The sequence below is a fragment of the Paenibacillus sp. FSL H7-0703 genome (assembly GCF_038003485.1).
GTDB lineage: Bacteria > Bacillota > Bacilli > Paenibacillales > Paenibacillaceae > Paenibacillus > Paenibacillus polymyxa_B.
In genome coordinates this window covers 2,533,897-2,551,764 of the sequence record NZ_JBBOPF010000001.1, presented here as the reverse complement: position 1 = coordinate 2,551,764, position 17,868 = coordinate 2,533,897, and the positions used below count along the sequence as shown (strand labels likewise).

The 17,868-nt window shown below is 41.4% G+C and carries 14 protein-coding genes; 11 read left to right on the top strand and 3 right to left on the bottom strand.

The annotated features are described in order from the left end of the window. The first annotated feature begins 7 nt into the window (after positions 1 to 7). From MHB46_RS11090 to MHB46_RS11060, 7 genes are all read left to right on the top strand, one after another. Positions 8 to 589 carry a LysE family transporter gene (locus MHB46_RS11090; protein WP_341162351.1) on the top strand — a complete coding sequence of 194 codons (582 nt, stop codon included), beginning with the start codon at positions 8 to 10 and terminating at the stop codon, positions 587 to 589. A 272-nt stretch (positions 590 to 861) separates the two neighbouring features. Continuing rightward, on the top strand, positions 862 to 2,601 hold the full coding sequence (treC, locus tag MHB46_RS11085) for an alpha,alpha-phosphotrehalase (protein ID WP_341162350.1): 1,740 nt from the start codon (positions 862 to 864) through the stop codon (positions 2,599 to 2,601). A 90-nt stretch (positions 2,602 to 2,691) separates the two neighbouring features. Then, positions 2,692 to 4,650, top strand: coding sequence for a PTS system trehalose-specific EIIBC component (gene treP, locus MHB46_RS11080; RefSeq protein WP_341162349.1), 1,959 nt, complete (start codon positions 2,692 to 2,694; stop codon positions 4,648 to 4,650). A 76-nt stretch (positions 4,651 to 4,726) separates the two neighbouring features. Continuing rightward, positions 4,727 to 5,476: a trehalose operon repressor gene (gene treR / locus MHB46_RS11075; RefSeq protein WP_341162348.1), complete on the top strand. Its 750-nt coding sequence runs from the start codon at positions 4,727 to 4,729 to the stop codon at positions 5,474 to 5,476. 210 nt (positions 5,477 to 5,686) lie between these two features. After that, on the top strand, positions 5,687 to 6,427 hold the full coding sequence (locus MHB46_RS11070) for a LytR/AlgR family response regulator transcription factor (RefSeq protein WP_341163729.1): 741 nt from the start codon (positions 5,687 to 5,689) through the stop codon (positions 6,425 to 6,427). A 1-nt stretch (position 6,428) separates the two neighbouring features. After that, a complete protein-coding gene (locus MHB46_RS11065) occupies positions 6,429 to 7,730 on the top strand; it encodes an ATP-binding protein (RefSeq protein WP_341162347.1) in 1,302 nt (433 codons plus the stop codon). A 123-nt stretch (positions 7,731 to 7,853) separates the two neighbouring features. Continuing rightward, the gene (locus MHB46_RS11060; protein WP_341162346.1) at positions 7,854 to 9,896 is read left to right on the top strand and encodes a serine hydrolase domain-containing protein; all 2,043 of its coding nucleotides are present in this window, start codon (positions 7,854 to 7,856) and stop codon (positions 9,894 to 9,896) included. A gap of 113 nt (positions 9,897 to 10,009) precedes the next feature. Here the strand turns inward: MHB46_RS11060 and MHB46_RS11055 are convergent, their stop codons facing one another. From MHB46_RS11055 to MHB46_RS11045, 3 genes are read right to left on the bottom strand one after another with little or no spacing between them, the layout of a single operon-like run. Further along, positions 10,010 to 11,209, bottom strand: coding sequence for a Ger(x)C family spore germination protein (locus MHB46_RS11055; RefSeq protein ID WP_341162345.1), 1,200 nt, complete (start codon positions 11,207 to 11,209; stop codon positions 10,010 to 10,012). Beyond that, positions 11,202 to 12,305 carry a GerAB/ArcD/ProY family transporter gene (locus MHB46_RS11050; RefSeq protein WP_341162344.1) on the bottom strand — a complete coding sequence of 368 codons (1,104 nt, stop codon included), beginning with the start codon at positions 12,303 to 12,305 and terminating at the stop codon, positions 11,202 to 11,204. Before MHB46_RS11050 ends, MHB46_RS11055 begins: the two co-directional genes overlap by 8 nt. Positions 12,306 to 12,329: 24 nt before the next feature. Beyond that, positions 12,330 to 14,027 (bottom strand): spore germination protein, encoded by a 1,698-nt coding sequence (locus MHB46_RS11045; protein WP_341162343.1) that lies wholly within the window; start codon positions 14,025 to 14,027, stop codon positions 12,330 to 12,332. A 233-nt stretch (positions 14,028 to 14,260) separates the two neighbouring features. On the opposite strand from MHB46_RS11045, the gene MHB46_RS11040 reads away from it, so the two are divergent. From MHB46_RS11040 to MHB46_RS11025, 4 genes are all read left to right on the top strand, one after another. Further along, positions 14,261 to 15,271 carry a LacI family DNA-binding transcriptional regulator gene (locus tag MHB46_RS11040; RefSeq protein ID WP_341162342.1) on the top strand — a complete coding sequence of 337 codons (1,011 nt, stop codon included), beginning with the start codon at positions 14,261 to 14,263 and terminating at the stop codon, positions 15,269 to 15,271. Positions 15,272 to 15,678: 407 nt separating this feature from the next. Continuing rightward, on the top strand, positions 15,679 to 16,335 hold the full coding sequence (gene rpe, locus MHB46_RS11035; protein WP_341162341.1) for a ribulose-phosphate 3-epimerase: 657 nt from the start codon (positions 15,679 to 15,681) through the stop codon (positions 16,333 to 16,335). 19 nt (positions 16,336 to 16,354) lie between these two features. Next, positions 16,355 to 16,804 carry a ribose 5-phosphate isomerase B gene (gene rpiB, locus MHB46_RS11030; protein ID WP_023986894.1) on the top strand — a complete coding sequence of 150 codons (450 nt, stop codon included), beginning with the start codon at positions 16,355 to 16,357 and terminating at the stop codon, positions 16,802 to 16,804. Between the two features lie 42 nt (positions 16,805 to 16,846). Then, entirely contained in the window at positions 16,847 to 17,806 is a 960-nt protein-coding gene (locus MHB46_RS11025; protein WP_341162340.1) for a DUF7916 family protein, read from the top strand. Positions 17,807 to 17,868: the final 62 nt, after the last annotated feature.

Genomic DNA, 17,868 nt, shown 5'->3' with positions numbered 1-17,868 from the left:
TTGTTGCATGCCGTTTATTCCGTTCCTTTCTTATGCACTTGTTAGCAGCTTTACGCCAGGTCCCAACAATATTATGTCTTTAGACAGTGCCAGGCGGTTGGGTTTGAAAAAAGCATTCCCATTCTTGCTGGGAGTAACAGCAGGCTGTTTCGCTATTATGCTGTTAGCCTGCTATTTTAATCTTGCTTTGTATCATTTTTTGCCACGAGTTAAGATCTGGATGAATGTCCTCGGCAGTCTGTACATGCTCTATCTGGCGGTGAAAATTGCAAAGAGCAAATCCTCTACGGACGATAATGATCACAATGAGGGATATTCCTTCAAATCAGGACTGCTGCTGCAATTTATCAATTTAAAAATCATTTTGTATGGTATTACGGTCATTTCAACGTTTGTAATGCCTTATGATGTATCATATATAGAGCTTATTACGATTTCATTACTCCTGACCTGTATTGGTTTTGTAGCTGTAGTGAGCTGGGCGATTTTTGGCGCTGTGTTTCAACGTTTCTTGAATAAGCATGAGCGTTCCTTCAATATCATAATGTCCTTATTGCTCCTTTATAGTGCACTATCGATATGGATGTAAATGAGCACCCTATTCATCAAAGAAAAGAAAGGTTCCTGACTATAGGCAGGGGCCTTTTTTCGTGTGAATTGAGCTTATTCTACGAGTCATAACATACAATCGAACAGAATGGATGAGTCTCCTGATCATTTAGCTGTAAAACGGGTATTACCTTAATAGATAAAGCTGTTGACAACTTGTATATACATGACTTAATCTTGTATATACAAGATGTTGAAAGCGTTATATTGTTTTTTACGCTACTTCATTTCGCAAGAAAGGAATGAGCATGAATGGAAGCAATGAACAAGACTTTAATTCCTCAAGATAAAGACTGGTGGCGTAAATCAGTAGTCTATCAGGTTTATCCCAAAAGTTTTAACGATACGACGGGCAAAGGAACCGGTGATATAAGAGGACTGACGCAAAAGCTGGATTATTTAAAAAAACTGGGTGTTGATATTGTCTGGTTGCAGCCTGTATATGTCTCACCACAACGTGATAACGGGTATGATGTAGCCGATTATTGCCAGATTAATCCCGATTATGGAACAATGCAGGATTTTGAAGAATTGAGCGAGGGAATCCGGGCACGTGGGATGTACTTAATGATCGACATCGTGGTTAACCATTCTTCCACAGAACATGCCTGGTTTCAGGAGGCACGGCTTTCTAAGGATAGTGAGTATAGGGACTACTATATCTGGCGTGACCCAGCACCCGATGGTGGACCACCAAACAATTGGGTTTCCAAATTTGGTGGACCTGCTTGGCAATATGACGAGACAACAGGCCAATATTTCCTGACACTATTTGATAAGACTCAGGCGGATCTAAACTGGGAAAATCCCAAAGTCCGTCAGGAAGTTGTCAATCTGCTGGAATTTTGGGCTGAGAAGGGAGTCAGTGGTTTCCGGCTCGATGTCATCAACTTGATCTCCAAAGATCAACAATTCTCGAATGATGATGGGAGCACGGTTCCTGGCGACGGACGTAAATATTATACGGACGGTCCACATGTGCATGAATACATTCATGAGTTACATGAGAAAGTATTTGCCAAACAAAATAGCGTCACTGTGGGTGAGATGTCCTCTACCTCCCTAGAGCACTGCATCCGTTATTCCAATCCAGAGAGAAAAGAATTGTCCATGACCTTTAATTTTCATCATTTGAAGGTGGATTACCCAAATGGACAGAAGTGGGAACTCATGCCATATGATTTTGAAATGCTGAAAAAGCTATTCTCGGATTGGCAAACGGGCATGCAACAGGGTGGCGGCTGGAGTGCATTGTTTTTTAATAATCATGATCAGCCAAGGGCAATCTCTCGCTTTTTGGATGATGGCCAATACCATGGGGAAAGCGCCAAGCTGCTGGCAACCACGCTACATGGTCTTCAAGGTACACCTTATATATTTCAAGGTGAAGAAATTGGGATGGCCAACCCGCAGTGGGCAGACATTGAAGAGTTTCGGGATGTTGAATCTCTGAATATGTATCGTATTTTACAGGAGCAAGGCAAAAGTGCAGAAGAAGCATTGAATATCATTCGAGAGCGGTCTCGTGATAATTCGAGAACACCGATGCAGTGGGATGGCACTCGCAATGCGGGCTTCACTACAGGCACTCCTTGGATTAAAGTAGATGAACGATATCCACAGATTAATGTTCAGGCTCAGTTAGAGGACCCGAACTCTATCTATCACCATTATCGTAAGCTAATTCATCTGCGTAAGACGGTGCAAGTCATTACCGATGGGAATTATCAACGCTTGGACGAAGCTCATCCTCAGGTCTACGCCTATCAACGCAGCAATGAAGAAGAGACTTTGATCGTCATCTCTAATTTTAGCGGACAGGATGCGCAATTCCGTATACCAGATTCATTTTATTCACGATTAAAAAATCAAGCGTTGGATGCGGCTGAGCTCTTAATTGGTAATACCCAGCACGCACCAGAGCTAAAACAAGTGATCTCTTTAACCCCATATGCTTCATATATGTGGATTGTTCGTAGACTTAGTGAATAGTATGGAGACATCTAGTAGCACCCCGGGCACGTTATTTTGATAACCGGGGTTGCTACTTTAAAATAAGCAAACGTTAAGGGAGTGGGCTAAATGGCGATTGAAAGATCACAGGTAGAAGACATTATAAAAGCCGTTGGTGGCAAAGACAACATAGAGGCCTCTACGCATTGCGTAACTCGTCTGCGATTTGCCCTTTATGATGATAAGCTGGTTGATAAAGATGCACTTGAACAAAATGATCTGGTCAAAGGCCAATTTTCTTCACAAGGACAATATCAGGTCGTGATTGGCCCAGGTCTGGTGGATAAAGTATATGACGAAATGATCTCCATTACAGGAGGTAGTCGGGCTTCTAAAGACGATGTCAAAAATGCGGCAAGCAAAAAACAAAATCCTATTCAACGTGCTATCAAGACGCTGGCAGATATTTTTATTCCCATCTTGCCCGCAATCGTGACCGCAGGTTTATTACTTGGAATAAATAATATTTTGACAGGCAAGGGAATTTTCTTCGAAGGTATGGCTCTGGTTCAGGTCTATCCTCAATGGACTGACTTTGCTGCTATCATTAACACCATTGCCAGTACCGCTTTTGCATTTCTACCTGCCTTAATTGGATGGTCAGCCGTTGTCCGGTTTGGCGGCAGTCCTTTACTCGGGATTGTACTGGGTCTGATTCTGGTTCATCCAGATCTATTAAGTGCATACGGTTATGCGGATGCCGTTACCAAAGGAACCGTTCCGGTTTGGAATTTGTTTGGGTGGGAAGTGAACAAGATTGGTTATCAAGGACAGGTTTTACCCGTTTTAGTATCCGCTTACGTGCTCGCGCACATTGAGAAATTCCTAAATAAGAAGATAGCAGATTCATTTAAACTGTTACTTGTAGCACCGATTACATTATTAATAACGGGATTTCTGGCATTTACAGTAATCGGTCCGGTTACTTTTATGATTGGTAATGCTATTACGTCTGGTCTTGTATACGTTTTCGATTTGGCTCCTGCGCTGGGAGGCCTGATTTATGGAGGCTTGTACTCCTTGCTCGTGATTACGGGAATGCACCATACTTTCCTGGCGGTGGACGTGCAATTAATTGGTACGCAGGGTGGAACATTCCTTTGGCCGATGCTGGCGCTGTCCAATATCGCTCAGGGTGCCGGAGCACTGGCAATGATGCTGGTATTGAAGGAGCAAAAGGGAAAAGGATTGGCTCTTACCTCTTCAGTGTCTGCATTTCTGGGTGTAACCGAGCCTGCCATATTCGGGGTGAATATCCGATATAAATATCCGTTTGTATTCGCAATGATCGGTTCCGGTATTGCAGGTATACTGCTCACCGTAAATCATGTGATGGCTTCTTCCATTGGTGTGGGCGGGATTCCAGGCTTCTTGTCTATTTTCCCAAACAACTGGGGTGTATTCTTCATCGGGATGGCGATCGTGTTAATTGTGCCATTTGCTTTAACTTTAATGTATGGCAAGTTGTTAACTAAGCGCCGTCAGGCTGCACCAGCCAATGATTCCGTACAAAAAGACTCGCTTCCGCAAAATACCGCAATAGATGTGCTTGAAGTGAGGACTCCCGTACGAGGACGTGTTGTACCGCTGGAACAAGTTCCTGACCCGGCTTTTGCCGAACGGCAGATGGGGCAAGGTATTGCAGTGGAACCGAAGGATGGCAAGATTCTTGCCCCATTCAGGGGAAAAGTTATTCATATCATGATGAAAAGCAAGCATGCCTTGATTTTGGAGCATTCGACAGGTGTACAGATTCTGGTACATGTGGGGATCAATACGGTGTCACTGAAGGGTGAGGGATTCACCATGCATGTGGAGACCAATCAAACCGTGGAGCAAGGACAACTACTGATGGAATTTGACCGTGATCTGATTCAGAAATCCGGATATCCCGTCATTACACCAGTCATTGTCCCGGATGGTCAGAGTATGATTGAATCGGTTGAAGAACTGCCAGGTGAGGCAGACGATTTGCAGTATACCTTAATGAGAATTCATTTGAATTCTTCATCAGGTCATAGGAATTAATTCAGATTCAATTCGCACAGTCTATTATAGTGAACAGGGAAGTGAAAGAATGCTACAATGAACGTGGTGATGAAAATTGACAAAGAATATATTTTTGCAAATTTATCAGGAGTACTCGGGACAGATCCAGACAGGCGAATTGGCTCCAGGCACGAAAATGCCATCTGAAAATGAACTGGCCCGAGAGTATAACACTTCTCGTGAAACCGTACGTAAAGCACTTCACTTGCTTGCACAAAATGGGTATATCCATAAAATAAAAGCTAAAGGATCTTTTGTTCTGGATATTGGACGGATGGATTTTCCTATAGGAGGACTGGTCAGTTTCAAGGAAATGTCTGAACGAATTGGGCGTACATCACGTACCATTGTACATGAAAATCAGCTAATTCCAGTTCCAGATGACATCGCCAAGCATCTTGAGATTGACAAAGACAAGTATTTGGTCTGGAAAGTTATTCGTGCGCGTGAGATTAAAGGTGAATGCGTCATACTGGATAAAGATTACTTTCGATCAGACATTGTACCTGTGCTTACCGAGGAAATTAGTCGGGGGTCCATCTACGAATATTTGGAGGGAGAGCTCCATCTTCAAATTAGTTATGCCAAAAAGGTCGTTTCCGTAGAAAATGCAGACGAAGAAGATCATAGGCTGATGGACCTTCAGAACTACACTCATGTGGTCGTAGTACGTAACTATGTTTATCTGGAAGACACCACATTGTTCCAGTATACCGAGTCAAGGCATCGGCTAGACAAATTCCAATTTATCGACTTTGCCAGACGTTCCCACGGTGAAGACAAGAGAGCAGATTTTTTAAAATAACGATCAATAAAATAGTTAAGAAACCCCGTCTTTTAAGACGAGGGTTTCTTTTTTACCTTGGATGCAACTGCTGAGCAGCTTGTATACTGGCATTTGAGGGATTTGAATTTGCGTTTTATCCAAAAGCTGTTTATTGAATATTAAAAGGTTATATACTGTTTAGAATACAATTCCATGATCAATGCAATGGGAACGAGGTGTATGTTATTTATGTATAGAGTGGCTATCTGCGATGATGAGCACAAGCAGAGAGAACTTGTTAAAAATATGCTGATTACTTTGTCGATAAAGACCAGTATAGAATTTAAAGTTGAATTATTCGACTCCGGAGAACAGCTGGTATCTCATTATCAAAACCATGAGTCTCCATTCCATATCTTAATATTGGATGTTGAAATGAATGGCATGAACGGAATTCAAACCGCCCAAAAAATAAGGAGTTTAAATCACCTGGATGAACAGATTATTTTTTTAACGAACTACCCTGAATATATGGTGGAAAGTTTTGACGTAGTCACATTTCAGTATTTAATAAAACCGATTGCTCCCCATATCTTTGAGGAAAAAATGATAAAGCTGTGTCAATATTTTCAATCTCTAGATAAAAAATTCGTTATCATCAAGTCAGCTTATGAGGAAGTGCTTTTAAAATATGATGATATCATTAGTATTGAAGTGGTCAAAAGCTTAACCATAAAAAACAAACTGCATTTTGTAACCTCTACTCAAACCTATGATAGCAAAGGGATTCTTTCGGACTATGCTTCAGCATTAAAAGAACACAATTTTCTACAGATTCATCGTTCGATTATTATAAACTTAATTCATGTGAAAAAATTTGCTGGCGGTGATGTTTTGATGTCAAATGATGTGAAGTTACCTATTGGGCGTTCTAAAATAAAAGAAGTTAAAGATTTATATACCAAATTTATGATCATGAAGATGCATTAATATGATGGAATATAACTCCCTGCTTCTTAATCTTTGCGTTGTCCTTGTTATGTGCTTCCAAGTGAATTTTTACTTTAACTCGGTTTTTGATAAGTCCAATCGAAAGCCGAACAGATTCGTATACTTCATTATTTTTGGGTTGCTGGATTCCTTATATTTAAGTGTTTATTTGACTCCTGCGGTATCTTCGATTTTAGCATTACTTGTCATATTTAGTTTAGCGCAATCGTATACAGTGGAAATAAAGACAAAGATCATTTTTTCTATCCTTTATGCTGTATTGATAACCATCGTTAATTTTATATCTCTTTATATTTTATATGCTGTAGGCTCCGTTAAAATTAGCAACTTTAGCCATTTGAGTGGACAAGATCACTTGATATTCTCTAAGGTTATGTTACTCAGCTGCATTATCATGTTTGCTGTCATTCAGATTATACGTCTATTTGCCAAACGCAGAACCTTCCCTTTGCAGCATCGTTACTATATTTTATTTCTAATCGTTCCCATCATAAGTTTATACCAGGTCAATGTTTTATCTGTTTATAGTGAAAAGAATATGTATTATTTTGGTTCTATTATTGGCTTTATTTCCTTAAATGTTTTTATCATATATATTTTTGATAATGTCATTGAAAAATTTCAATTAATGCATGAAAATGCTCAATTACAACATCAGATGGACTACCAAGATGCTAACTACGAAAAAACGGTTCACAGCTTCAAAAATATAAAAAGAATCATTCATGATACACACCAACAGTTTTTGTATATTGAAGAATGTATCAAGAGAAATGAATTGGCTGAGGCGAGTGAACATATTAAGGTTACATTAAATAAAATCGAAGGAGCATATCAAAGAGTGAATACCGGTAATCTGGTTATAGATGCCCTTGTCACGAACAGCCTTAATATTGCTCTGGCCAATGGCATCAAGGTAGATACCCAGCTTAACTTGTATTCACAGAAAGTAAATATTGAACGTTATGACTTATGTGTCGCTCTGGGCAATATGCTGGATAATGCCATAGAAGCATCTAAAAGGGTCAGGATTGCGGATGATAGGTACATTCTTATTAAAATACATTCCAATGAGTCCGCGCTGTTCATTCACATCCTTAATCATGTGGAGAATGAAGTTGCCCATTTGCATAGTCAAAAATCAAACCCGGATGTTCATGGCATTGGCTTAACCAATATATCTAGAATATGTGACAAATACGGTGGGAATATGACCATTGAAACGAAAAATAAAGTATTCGATAATATGGTTTTATTGCCATTTTATAAGGACATTCCTTAGACATCATGTTGTTTAGGGATTGTTTTTTTCGTTTAAGGGTGTTTTTTTATATAGAATCCTCGTTCATTGTATGATCAGGTCAGTAATAAAGCCTGGTGAAGCTATAAGAGGAGGAAATATGGAATGAAGAAAATAATAGCTGTGTTCGTTTCTGCTATGCTTTTTGTACTGCCGATGACGAATACTTTTGCTCAAGGCACTGCTGAACCCATCAAGGAAAAGGCTCGCAGTCTAGCCTCGGAGCTGGTATCCAAATACGGTGCTAGCGGTGTGCAGTATGCCATTATGGACCAAGGAAACATTGTATTATCGGATAGCGTGGGTGTAAAGAATAAAGCAACCAACGAGCCGATCACCAAAGATACGATGTTCGGTATAGGCTCTACAAGCAAAATGTATGTATCTGCTGCAACGATGATGCTGGTCGATGCCCATAAGGTAGATATGGATCAGCCGCTAACAACATACCTTAAGGACTTTAAAATGTCTGATGAAAGATACAAACAAATTACACCCCGTATGCTGTTAAATCATTCGTCAGGTCTTTACGGTGCTCACTATAAAAATAGTATGTTATTTAATGACAATGATACAGAAAATCATGATGAGCTCTTGCTAAGGTTGCAATCAGAAACTTTAAAATCAAACCCTGGCGAATATTCCGTATATACCAATGATGGATTTCAATTGCTTGAAATATTGGTTGAGCGGGTGAGCGGTCTAAGTTACACCGATTTCCTGGCAAAGCATATTAGTACACCTTTAGGTTTGAAATCTACCAAAACACCTCTCGATCAATTTGATAGACAAAAGCTGTCCAAAACTTATTTTCCTGGGATTGAGGGGGCCTTACCGGTTGAAAATGCCAATGTCATCGGGACAGGAGGCTTATACTCCACTGCAGAAGAGGTGGCTATGTTTTCAGAAGTATTAACGGGGAACAGACCCGATATTTTATCTGCACAATCAGCAAAGTCCATGCAAAGTCATGAATATCGAAATGGAGTATGGGTTCCTGAAGAGACAAACAGCTTTAATTATGGGCTTGGTTGGGATGCGGTTCAGTTGGCACCGTTTAGTGATTACGGAATAACTGCGTTATCCAAGGGTGGGGATACTGTTTTGTATCACTCTGTCTTGATCACCATACCAGAGCATCAGCTTTCTATGACTGTGCTTTCATCTGGAGGATCTTCCATCTTAGATAGTATTTTTGCTTCTAACGTTTTATTAGAAGTTTTAAAAGATAAGGGCATCATTAAAGACATCCTACCGGATAAAACATTTGAGCCTCCTGTAAAAGTAGAAATGCCGTCTGATTTACTTGCTTATTCGGGATTATACGGTTCGGTGGGTACAACCATCAATGTAGAGATTAAAAACGGAGAGTTTGAGTTACCAGCTTTTCTGGATGGATTCGTCCCGGCGCAAAAATATGTGTATACAGGCAATGGACAATTCAAAAGCAGTGATGGCAGTGTAGCCATAAGCTTTGACAAACAAAAAAATGGGAATTCGTATATTAAGGCTAACTTCTATTTAAACTTTCCGGGATTAGGTCAAATGGTTATGGTGACTTATGAATATCAAAAGCTAGATGCCAATCCTGTAAATCCTACAGTTAAAAAGGCATGGGAAAACAGAAACGGGAAAAATTATTATGCTTTGGATGAAAAGATATCTTCCATATTTTATCTGGCCCCCTCATTTATAACGAAAAAAATATCCTTTGATCATGATGGATACGCAAGTGGTACTAAAATTGTGGATGAGAATAAAGCAGTAAATGCCGTTGAGATTCCTGTTATGAGTGGAAGAGATGCATTTGATCTGAATTTTTATGCCAAGGATGGTTCGGAGTATTTAACCATAGATGGACAATCCTATATCAGTGAAGATGCTGTTAAACCTATCTTGGGAGGAAAATCAGTGTACACTATACCATCTAATGGCCAAGCCACATGGTATAAAATAGATAAAAACTCAGCCAATAAAACGATGACCGTTGATTTTCCAAAAAGCGGAGGTTTCGCTGTCTATGATGAAAACGGAGCGGTTGTACAATTTTCAACTGCTAGCAATAACAATTCGGTTGTACTGCCCAAAGGTGGCTTGATCGTTTTGGGTGGCAATGCAGGGGATGTATTTAAAATCAATTTGAATTAAGCATGTAGCCGCTTCTGGAAATTCAGGAGCGACCGTTGCAGCGTTGGAAGGTTATAAAGACAACCGCGAATCCTAAGTCGAATTGGCTTTTATATAAGGCCAATTCGACTTTTTCATTCAGCAGATGAGCCTAAATCCGTAATGGATAATTTTATATCGAAGGTTACGGGTATTTTGCTGAATTTATAATCCCAATCCTCCTTTACTTTTTTCCACACCTGCGGTTTCTCAATATGCAAATGGTCACCAAAACCGGCAACATCGACTTTATATTCTGACTGTAATTTGTGCATAAGAGACTTAATCCTGCGAGTCACTTGTTTTTCAAACTCTTTCTCAGCCTCCTTCATGTTTTGTGTCTCAGTCGGGTCCGCTTTATCATCCCAGTTTTCGATTAAACGTCCTTTGGATTCAATTTTTACGTGAAACGAGATATCGTTGCCTTCGGTTACTTTAGTTGTTATTTTGCTTTTTACCGATTTGATTTCGTAAGTGATAGCTTCATTCCGCTTGTCATATGTTTTTACAGCTCCGCCCTTAACATCACCTGTAATCCATCCAATACTCTCCACGTCTTGTTGGTCCAAACTGCCTATCCAGTGACCGGTATCTCCTTTAATAATACCAGCACCTGAAAATTCCAATTCCCCATCGGATTCAGTGATGTTTTGCAATATATAGCTTTTTTTGGAATGCATCATCCCATCCAATTCAGACAAATTGACTCCCCTCATTACCTTGCTGGTTCTGAAATGGTTACGAAGCATATACAGAATATGAATGGATGGGACTTCTTCCTTATATTTGGTGACTAAAGTACTAGCTGCTCGTCCCTTGCTTAAAAAGACCAAACAACTCGGGCGAATATCATTATCACGAAGCGCAAAATCCATCAATTGCTGCATCGTCTGTTCTTTCGCCAAATCGGTGGCAACCACCATGACCTTTAGATGGTGGCCAATAACGGGGCGATCCAAACGGAGAGAGAGTTGGCGGAAGATTTCAAGCAAAGAATCTCCTGTGCCAGTTATGTTGTTATAGTTTGGCTCTTGTCCCCCTCCTCCGCCTTGTTGGTTTGGGCTTCCAGATGATTTTTTGGGGACGATTTGTACGCTGGCCGTAATTTTATTTTTCTTGAAGTAACGGCTGCCTTTCTTCTCCAGATCTTGTTCCAATGGAGTGAGCTCCCCCTTATCCAGAGAAATTCCTGTATATATGCTAAGTTCCTCTACTTCTTTGCTGCTCCAACAACCGACTTGAGTCACCAGAAGAATAAAGGCAAGCAGTACAGATAGGATAGGTCGTCTACACATTTTGCTTCATTCCCTTCTTCCTGATCATGAACACAATGGAGAGAAATACCGGAATCAAAATAAATAATATGATTCCCATATATCCGATCGCATCGCCCAGGCTAAACACTTCCATCATACGAACAGGAGTCATTGTGGAGATAAAGATTAGCGGGATTAAACCGAAAACCGCATAACGATATTTAAAACCAAACACCTGTGAAACACCTAAGGATGCATTGAAGAAAAAACTGCAGGAATTACAAAACATTTGCATCATCCAGATCACTAGCAGTGGAAACTCTAGACGTTCAAAAAGAAATCCGGGGATTTCAAAACTGCGCATCAAATTAATGGTAGGCCAAGTACTTGTCACAGTGGAATCTACCGATAGCCCGCCGATCACCATAACTACGGTCAAAAAGTACAAAATTAAAGGGATACTGATCCCCACTACCATGGCCTTAAATGCTTTCTCGGGGTGCTGCATAAAAGCGACCAGTGTCATGACGACTTCACATCCACTGAAAACAAGGATAGTTGATTTCAGCCCCTTGATGACGGGTAAAACCCCTTCACTCAATACGGGACGAAGATGATCAATTTCAAAAATCCTTAAGCTAAAGAGAAAACAAAAAAGCAGAAAGAAAAGACTGATTGGAAGTACAATCTGGTACAGTCGCACGATGGGATTAATGCCTCCAAAAACTAAATAACTCCCTACCCAGATAAATGGAATCACAATCGCCCAGATGGGTGTGCCTTCGAGCAGAAAAAACATGGTCACTTCAGCTAACACACGTATTTCAAAGCCGGCGATGATTATAAAGTATATAATTAATAGCACGCTTAAGATTCCTCCCGGAACAGTGCCTACAATTCTTCTGGAGTATTGATATATGGTGTTTCCGGGAAACTGTTGACTTAATTTCACCATGACCCAGACGACGAATATGACAATACCTCCACCGATGAGGACAGAAAGCCATGCATCAGGAGTCTGTACTTGTTCAGTTACACCCCTCGGCAGTGTCAAAATTCCTGCGCCCAATACGGTATTGGTCAGGAATACAGCCGCCTGCTTCGTTGTGATCTTGTCATCAGAGCGTCTAAACACAGTGGCTCCTCCTTCGTCTTGGCATCATGGTCTACGTTTGCGTTGCTGCGTTTTCATCATAACAGGTCTTCGTTTCATCAGAGATATAGGAGCCCGGATGTACACATCCTTCCAATCGCTTGGTCGCATGGGAGAAAAGGGAGTTACATACGGTACGCCAAAGCTTTTCAACTTCGTCAGATGGATACAAATCAACAGAAAGAACAATATGGTTCCGAGCATGCCCAGGAGTGCTGCGAAGAGCATTCCAACAAAACGCAAAAGACGCAAGGTAATGCCCGCACTGTATGTCGGTATCGAAAACGAAGAGATGGCAGTAACCGCAACCACAATCACCAGGAAGGGGCTAACAATGCCCGCATTTACAGCAGCGTCGCCGATGACCAAGCCTCCCACAATGCCCATCGCAGGACCAATGGGTTTGGGCAATCGGATACCGGCTTCCCGCAGAATTTCGATCGAAATTTCCAGAATCATGACTTCAATGACGGAAGGAAAAGGGACACCTTGACGGGTCTGAATGATGCTAATGACCAGCTTGGTCGGAATCAAACCGGGATGAAACGAAATAAAAGAGATATACAAAGCAGGACCCATCAGCGCTATGAAAGCTCCAAAAAATCGCAGCAAACGTAAAAGTGAACCTGGAATCCAGCGTTCATAATAATCCTCGGGAGATTGAAGCAGCATACTGAAGGTCACCGGGACAATAAGTGCAAAGGGAGTCCCGTCCAGAAGAATGGCTATTCTTCCTTCCAGTAATGCATTAATGACACGGTCGGGTCGCTCTGTGTTGTGAACCTGCTGGAACGGACTTAAATAATTGTCTTCAATGAGTTGCTCCACATAACCGGATTCAGCCAAAAAATCCATGTCTATTTTTGATATTCTGCGCTTTACTTCTTCAAGAAGATCCGGATTCACAATATCCTTGATGTACGCGACAACCAGATCCTTTTTGATTCGGCTTCCAACCTGGAATTTCTTTATTTCCAGATTTTTATTTAAGCCCTGGCGTCGAAGCATCGAAGTATTTTCACTTAATACTTCCGTAAAACCGATCCTAGGACCCCGAAGTAATGCTTCAGAGGTTGGTTCATTGACGGAGCGAATAGCGCCATTAGGCGAGCCCACTAGTAGTGCTTCCTTCATTCCTTCAATTAATAAGGCGGTATGACCTAAAAGGATGAACTCGTACAGTTCCTCCATACTGGTAACTTCACTAATTTGCGTAAGTGGCATCAAGCTATCTTTTATAAAAGAGGTACTTATACTTTCCTGTTGTTCCTGTTGTTCCTGTTGGTCCTGCTGGCCCTGCTGGCCCTCAAACATCAAGACCTCCAATACCTGATTGCTCATAAGCTTTTCATCCTGCATACCTTCTATGAAGACTAATACGGACCGAGCATGAAATTTCTTCAACATAAACTCACGAAAATGCACATCACTATTTTCGCCTATAGACTCTCGGATCGAATCTAAATCGGAATCGTAATTCCCTGTAATTTTGGAGCTTGGTTCATGCTGTTGATCAGCATCGCCTTCGTTATGTTCGTCGGAAAGCGGACGATCAGAAGAATGTTTGGATTTTGCCCCCTTACTGCCGACAAACGAATAAATCGATGTGTTTATATAATAAATTCCTAAAGGAATAACCAACGCGAGGCCTGCTTGAAAGAGTGTACTCCAGCTTGGAATATAAGAAATAATTTTAGACCACATGATGATCACCTCCATACGATTCAATTCATGTTTCCTTAAGATACAAGTTGTTCCTAAAGTATTCCTTATAAAGGTTGTATTTACTCATTAAACGGTATGTTAACTTGCGGTCTCTTCGTATTTTGGCGGAAAACTCTTTCTATACTAGTGCGTCAGTTGACACCTATATTAGGATTATGTTAATCTCCAATCAGGAAAACGTTTACTCAATATAACTATTTGAGGGAAATAATATGAAAAAAAATCAAGTGTCCATAAAGGATATTGCCAGGTTGAGCGGAGTTTCTGTAGCTACGGTTTCCCGTGTGATTAACGAGAATGGTCGCTTCTCTGAGGAGACACGGCAGAAGGTTATTGAAGTAATCCAAAAGTACCAATATGAGACTAACAGCATCGCCAAAAGCCTGCGGATGAGTAAATCACAGACGATTGGCGTTTTGGTGCCGGATATTAATAATGAATTTTTTTCAGTCATTGTCCAAAAAGTGGAAAGCTTCTTTTTTAAACAAGGATATTCCACCATTATATGTAATACTGCTAAAGATGCGGAGAAGGAACGAGAATATTTGAAAACTTTGGATGGGAAGATGGTAGATGGTCTGATCTGTATTTCAGGGCAGGAGGAGCTTTCTGCTGAATTGCTTAAACGTCCCATTCCGATTGTATGTATTGACCGTCGACCGAAGATTAATACGAATGTAGCTTTTATTGAGTCCGATCATTATGAGGGTGGATTTCTGGCGACAGAGGAGCTGATTAACAAAGGCTGCAAGGAAATTTTGCTGTTGACCAAGCAAAACAATCTATCCTCTGTTAATGAGCGTCTGCACGGGTATAAAGATGCTCTGCAAAAGCATGGACTGCATCCATCCGAGGATCGCTTGGTTGCAGTTCACAATGATGGGCCTACTTTGGAAAACGCACAGGCTGCTATTAAACATGTCTTGGAAAAAGGACTGCGGTTTGACGGCATTTTTGCCACTAATGACTGGTTGGCTTTGGGCGGATTACTGGCGTTACAGAAATTCGGAGTACAGGTCCCCGGAGAAGTCAAGATAGTGGGTTTTGATAATGATACAATTTCCCAATACTGCAATCCACCATTGACTACAATTGAACAGGATAAAGAAACACTTGCAGATAAAGCCTCCAGTATGCTGCTTCGTATGCTGAGTGGAGACAAGATGGAACAAGAGCAGCATTATTCCATCCCAGTACGGTTGATACAACGCAGTACCACCTAGTTTCGCGGTCAGATATCATCTTGCATTAGCCAAGGGAGAGGTAAGCATAGGTACTGTTTACCTCTCCAGAGTAAGATGGTCGAGCTGTACTCTATCATGCTGTATACTTCCCGTTTAATATCCAACAAAAAATGGTTTGACAACAATATCAGAAAATGATAACTTTAATTATGTTAAATGTAATCGTTTACTCAAAGAGATCAGAATCCATATGATGTGTGAGGAACCAACAAGTGATGGAGTTCGAGCCATGAACTGTTGTTATTTTTTTAATGGGTAAACGTTTTCCTAATTGGTTTATTCAATACCAAAAGCAGAAGAATTAACGGTTGCTTTTTGGAAAATGTTAAACAGATTATGTCGTTTGAGTAATCGTTTACTCTATTTTAGAAGAAGGGTGATTATGAATGAGTATGTTATTATGTCCTTCCATGATGTGCGCTAATTTCAGATCCTTGGAACATGAAGTAAACGCGCTGGAAGAAGCCAATGTGGATATTTATCATATTGATATTATGGATGGTAGATTTGTCCCTAACTTCGGAATGGGGCTTCAGGATTTGGAGTTTATCCGTAAACAAACCCAAAAAACAATGGATGTACATCTGATGATAGACAACCCTTCCGCCTATATTGATTTATTTGCCGATAAGGGTGCAGACATCATTTATTTTCACCCGGAGGCCGATATGCACCCGACGCGCACCATTGACCGAATTGTTGGAAGAGGGGTAAAAGCGGGAATCGCTCTTAATCCGGGGACAGCCATTGCTGCAGTAGAACCTTTACTTGGCATGGTTGACTATGTGTTGGTCATGACCGTAAATCCGGGTTTTGCAGGGCAAAAATATTTACCCTTCGTGAACGACAAGATTAAAGCGCTGCAAGCTTTTAAACGCGAAAAGGGATTGAATTATACAATCGTGGTTGATGGGGCTATCTCCGAAGAGAAGATCAACGAATTGGCACACTACGGGGTTGAAGGATTCGTACTGGGGACATCCACTTTGTTTGGTAAAGAAGAATCTTACAAAACCATCATTAACAGATTAAAAAATATCTAATTCGGGGAGGAATAAAGCCATGAAAATTGCCATCGGTAGCGACCATGTGGCTGTAGAGCTTAAAACGACGATTTCAACTTATCTTAATGAGCTGGGTCATGAGGTCATGGACTATGGACCGCAAACTTCAGAAAGAACCGACTATCCGAAGTATGGAAAGCTCGTTGCAGAGGCTGTGGTCGGAAAGCAGGCTGACGCAGGCATTCTGATTTGCGGCACAGGCGTGGGAATATCCATCTCGGCCAACAAAGTCAAGGGAATTCGGGCTGTAGTATGCAGCGAGCCTTATTCTGCACAGTTGTCCAAGCAGCACAACAATACAAATGTTCTTGCATTCGGTGCACGTGTCGTCGGAAGCGAATTGGCGAAAATGATAGTGAAATCATGGCTGGAGGCTGAGTTTGAAGGAGGACGCCATGGCGACCGCATCAAGATGATATCCGACATCGAGGAACAGCATTTGTGCTGACGAACGACCACTTAAAACATAAATGACTTGGAGGAGATTACATTGGCAAAAAGATTAATCGCAAGCACGAAAACGGATATTTTGAAATTTAGCGCAGCAGATCTAAAAGAATCCATTCTGGCTTCTGAAGGGCGCGTCATTATGGGACAGCATCATGTGATGCTGAATTCCGGCCTGGTCGATGGCGTTACCAATGCGGAGATCCAAGCAGCTTACGGCGCAGATATGGTTATGCTGAATGGCTTTGATATGATCAAGGAAGAATCCAATATCGGATTGTGTGAAATGAAGCATGGCAAGCTGGCTGATAAGCCGTATAGCCTGAAGCAAATCAAGGAATGGGCCGGTGTTCCGCTCGGTATTTATTTTGAGTGTCCAAGCCCGGATGCTCAGGTTGCGGGAGAACAATATGTGGAGGCCAAAGAAGGAAGAATCGCTTCCAGAGAGAACTTCCTGCGTGCCTTAGAGATTGGAGCTGACTTTATCGTATTGGGAGGAAATCCTTCCGCAGGTACAACCTTTGAACGGATCATTGAGGCTACCAAGCTGGCAAAAGAAACACTGGGAGACAAAATCCTGATCTGCGCCGGAAAATGGGAAGACGGAACCATTGAGAAAGTATTGGGTGATCCACTGAGCGAGAGACCTTCCAATGAAATTATAAAGGACTTGATCGATTCTGGTGCTGACGTTATTACGTTGCCTGCACCTGGCTCCAGACATGGTATTACAGTGGAGCACGTCAGACAATGTGTAGAATTTGTCCATTCATATAAACCCGGAACGCTTGCTCTTTCTTTCCTGAACAGCTCAGTTGAAGGGGCAGATGTTCAAACGATTGCCTGGATCGCACTCATGATGAAACAGACGGGCGCGGATATTCATGCCATTGGAGATGGTGGTTATGCAGGAACACCTCTTCCTGAGAACGTATACCAGCTTGCGCTGTCCATTAAAGGACGCAGACATACAATCAAGAGAATGGTAGGAAGAAGCCGGTAACGATTGACCCCGTGTAATTCAGAGACTCTATATTCTTTTCGTACTCCTTGGAGTGCGCGTAG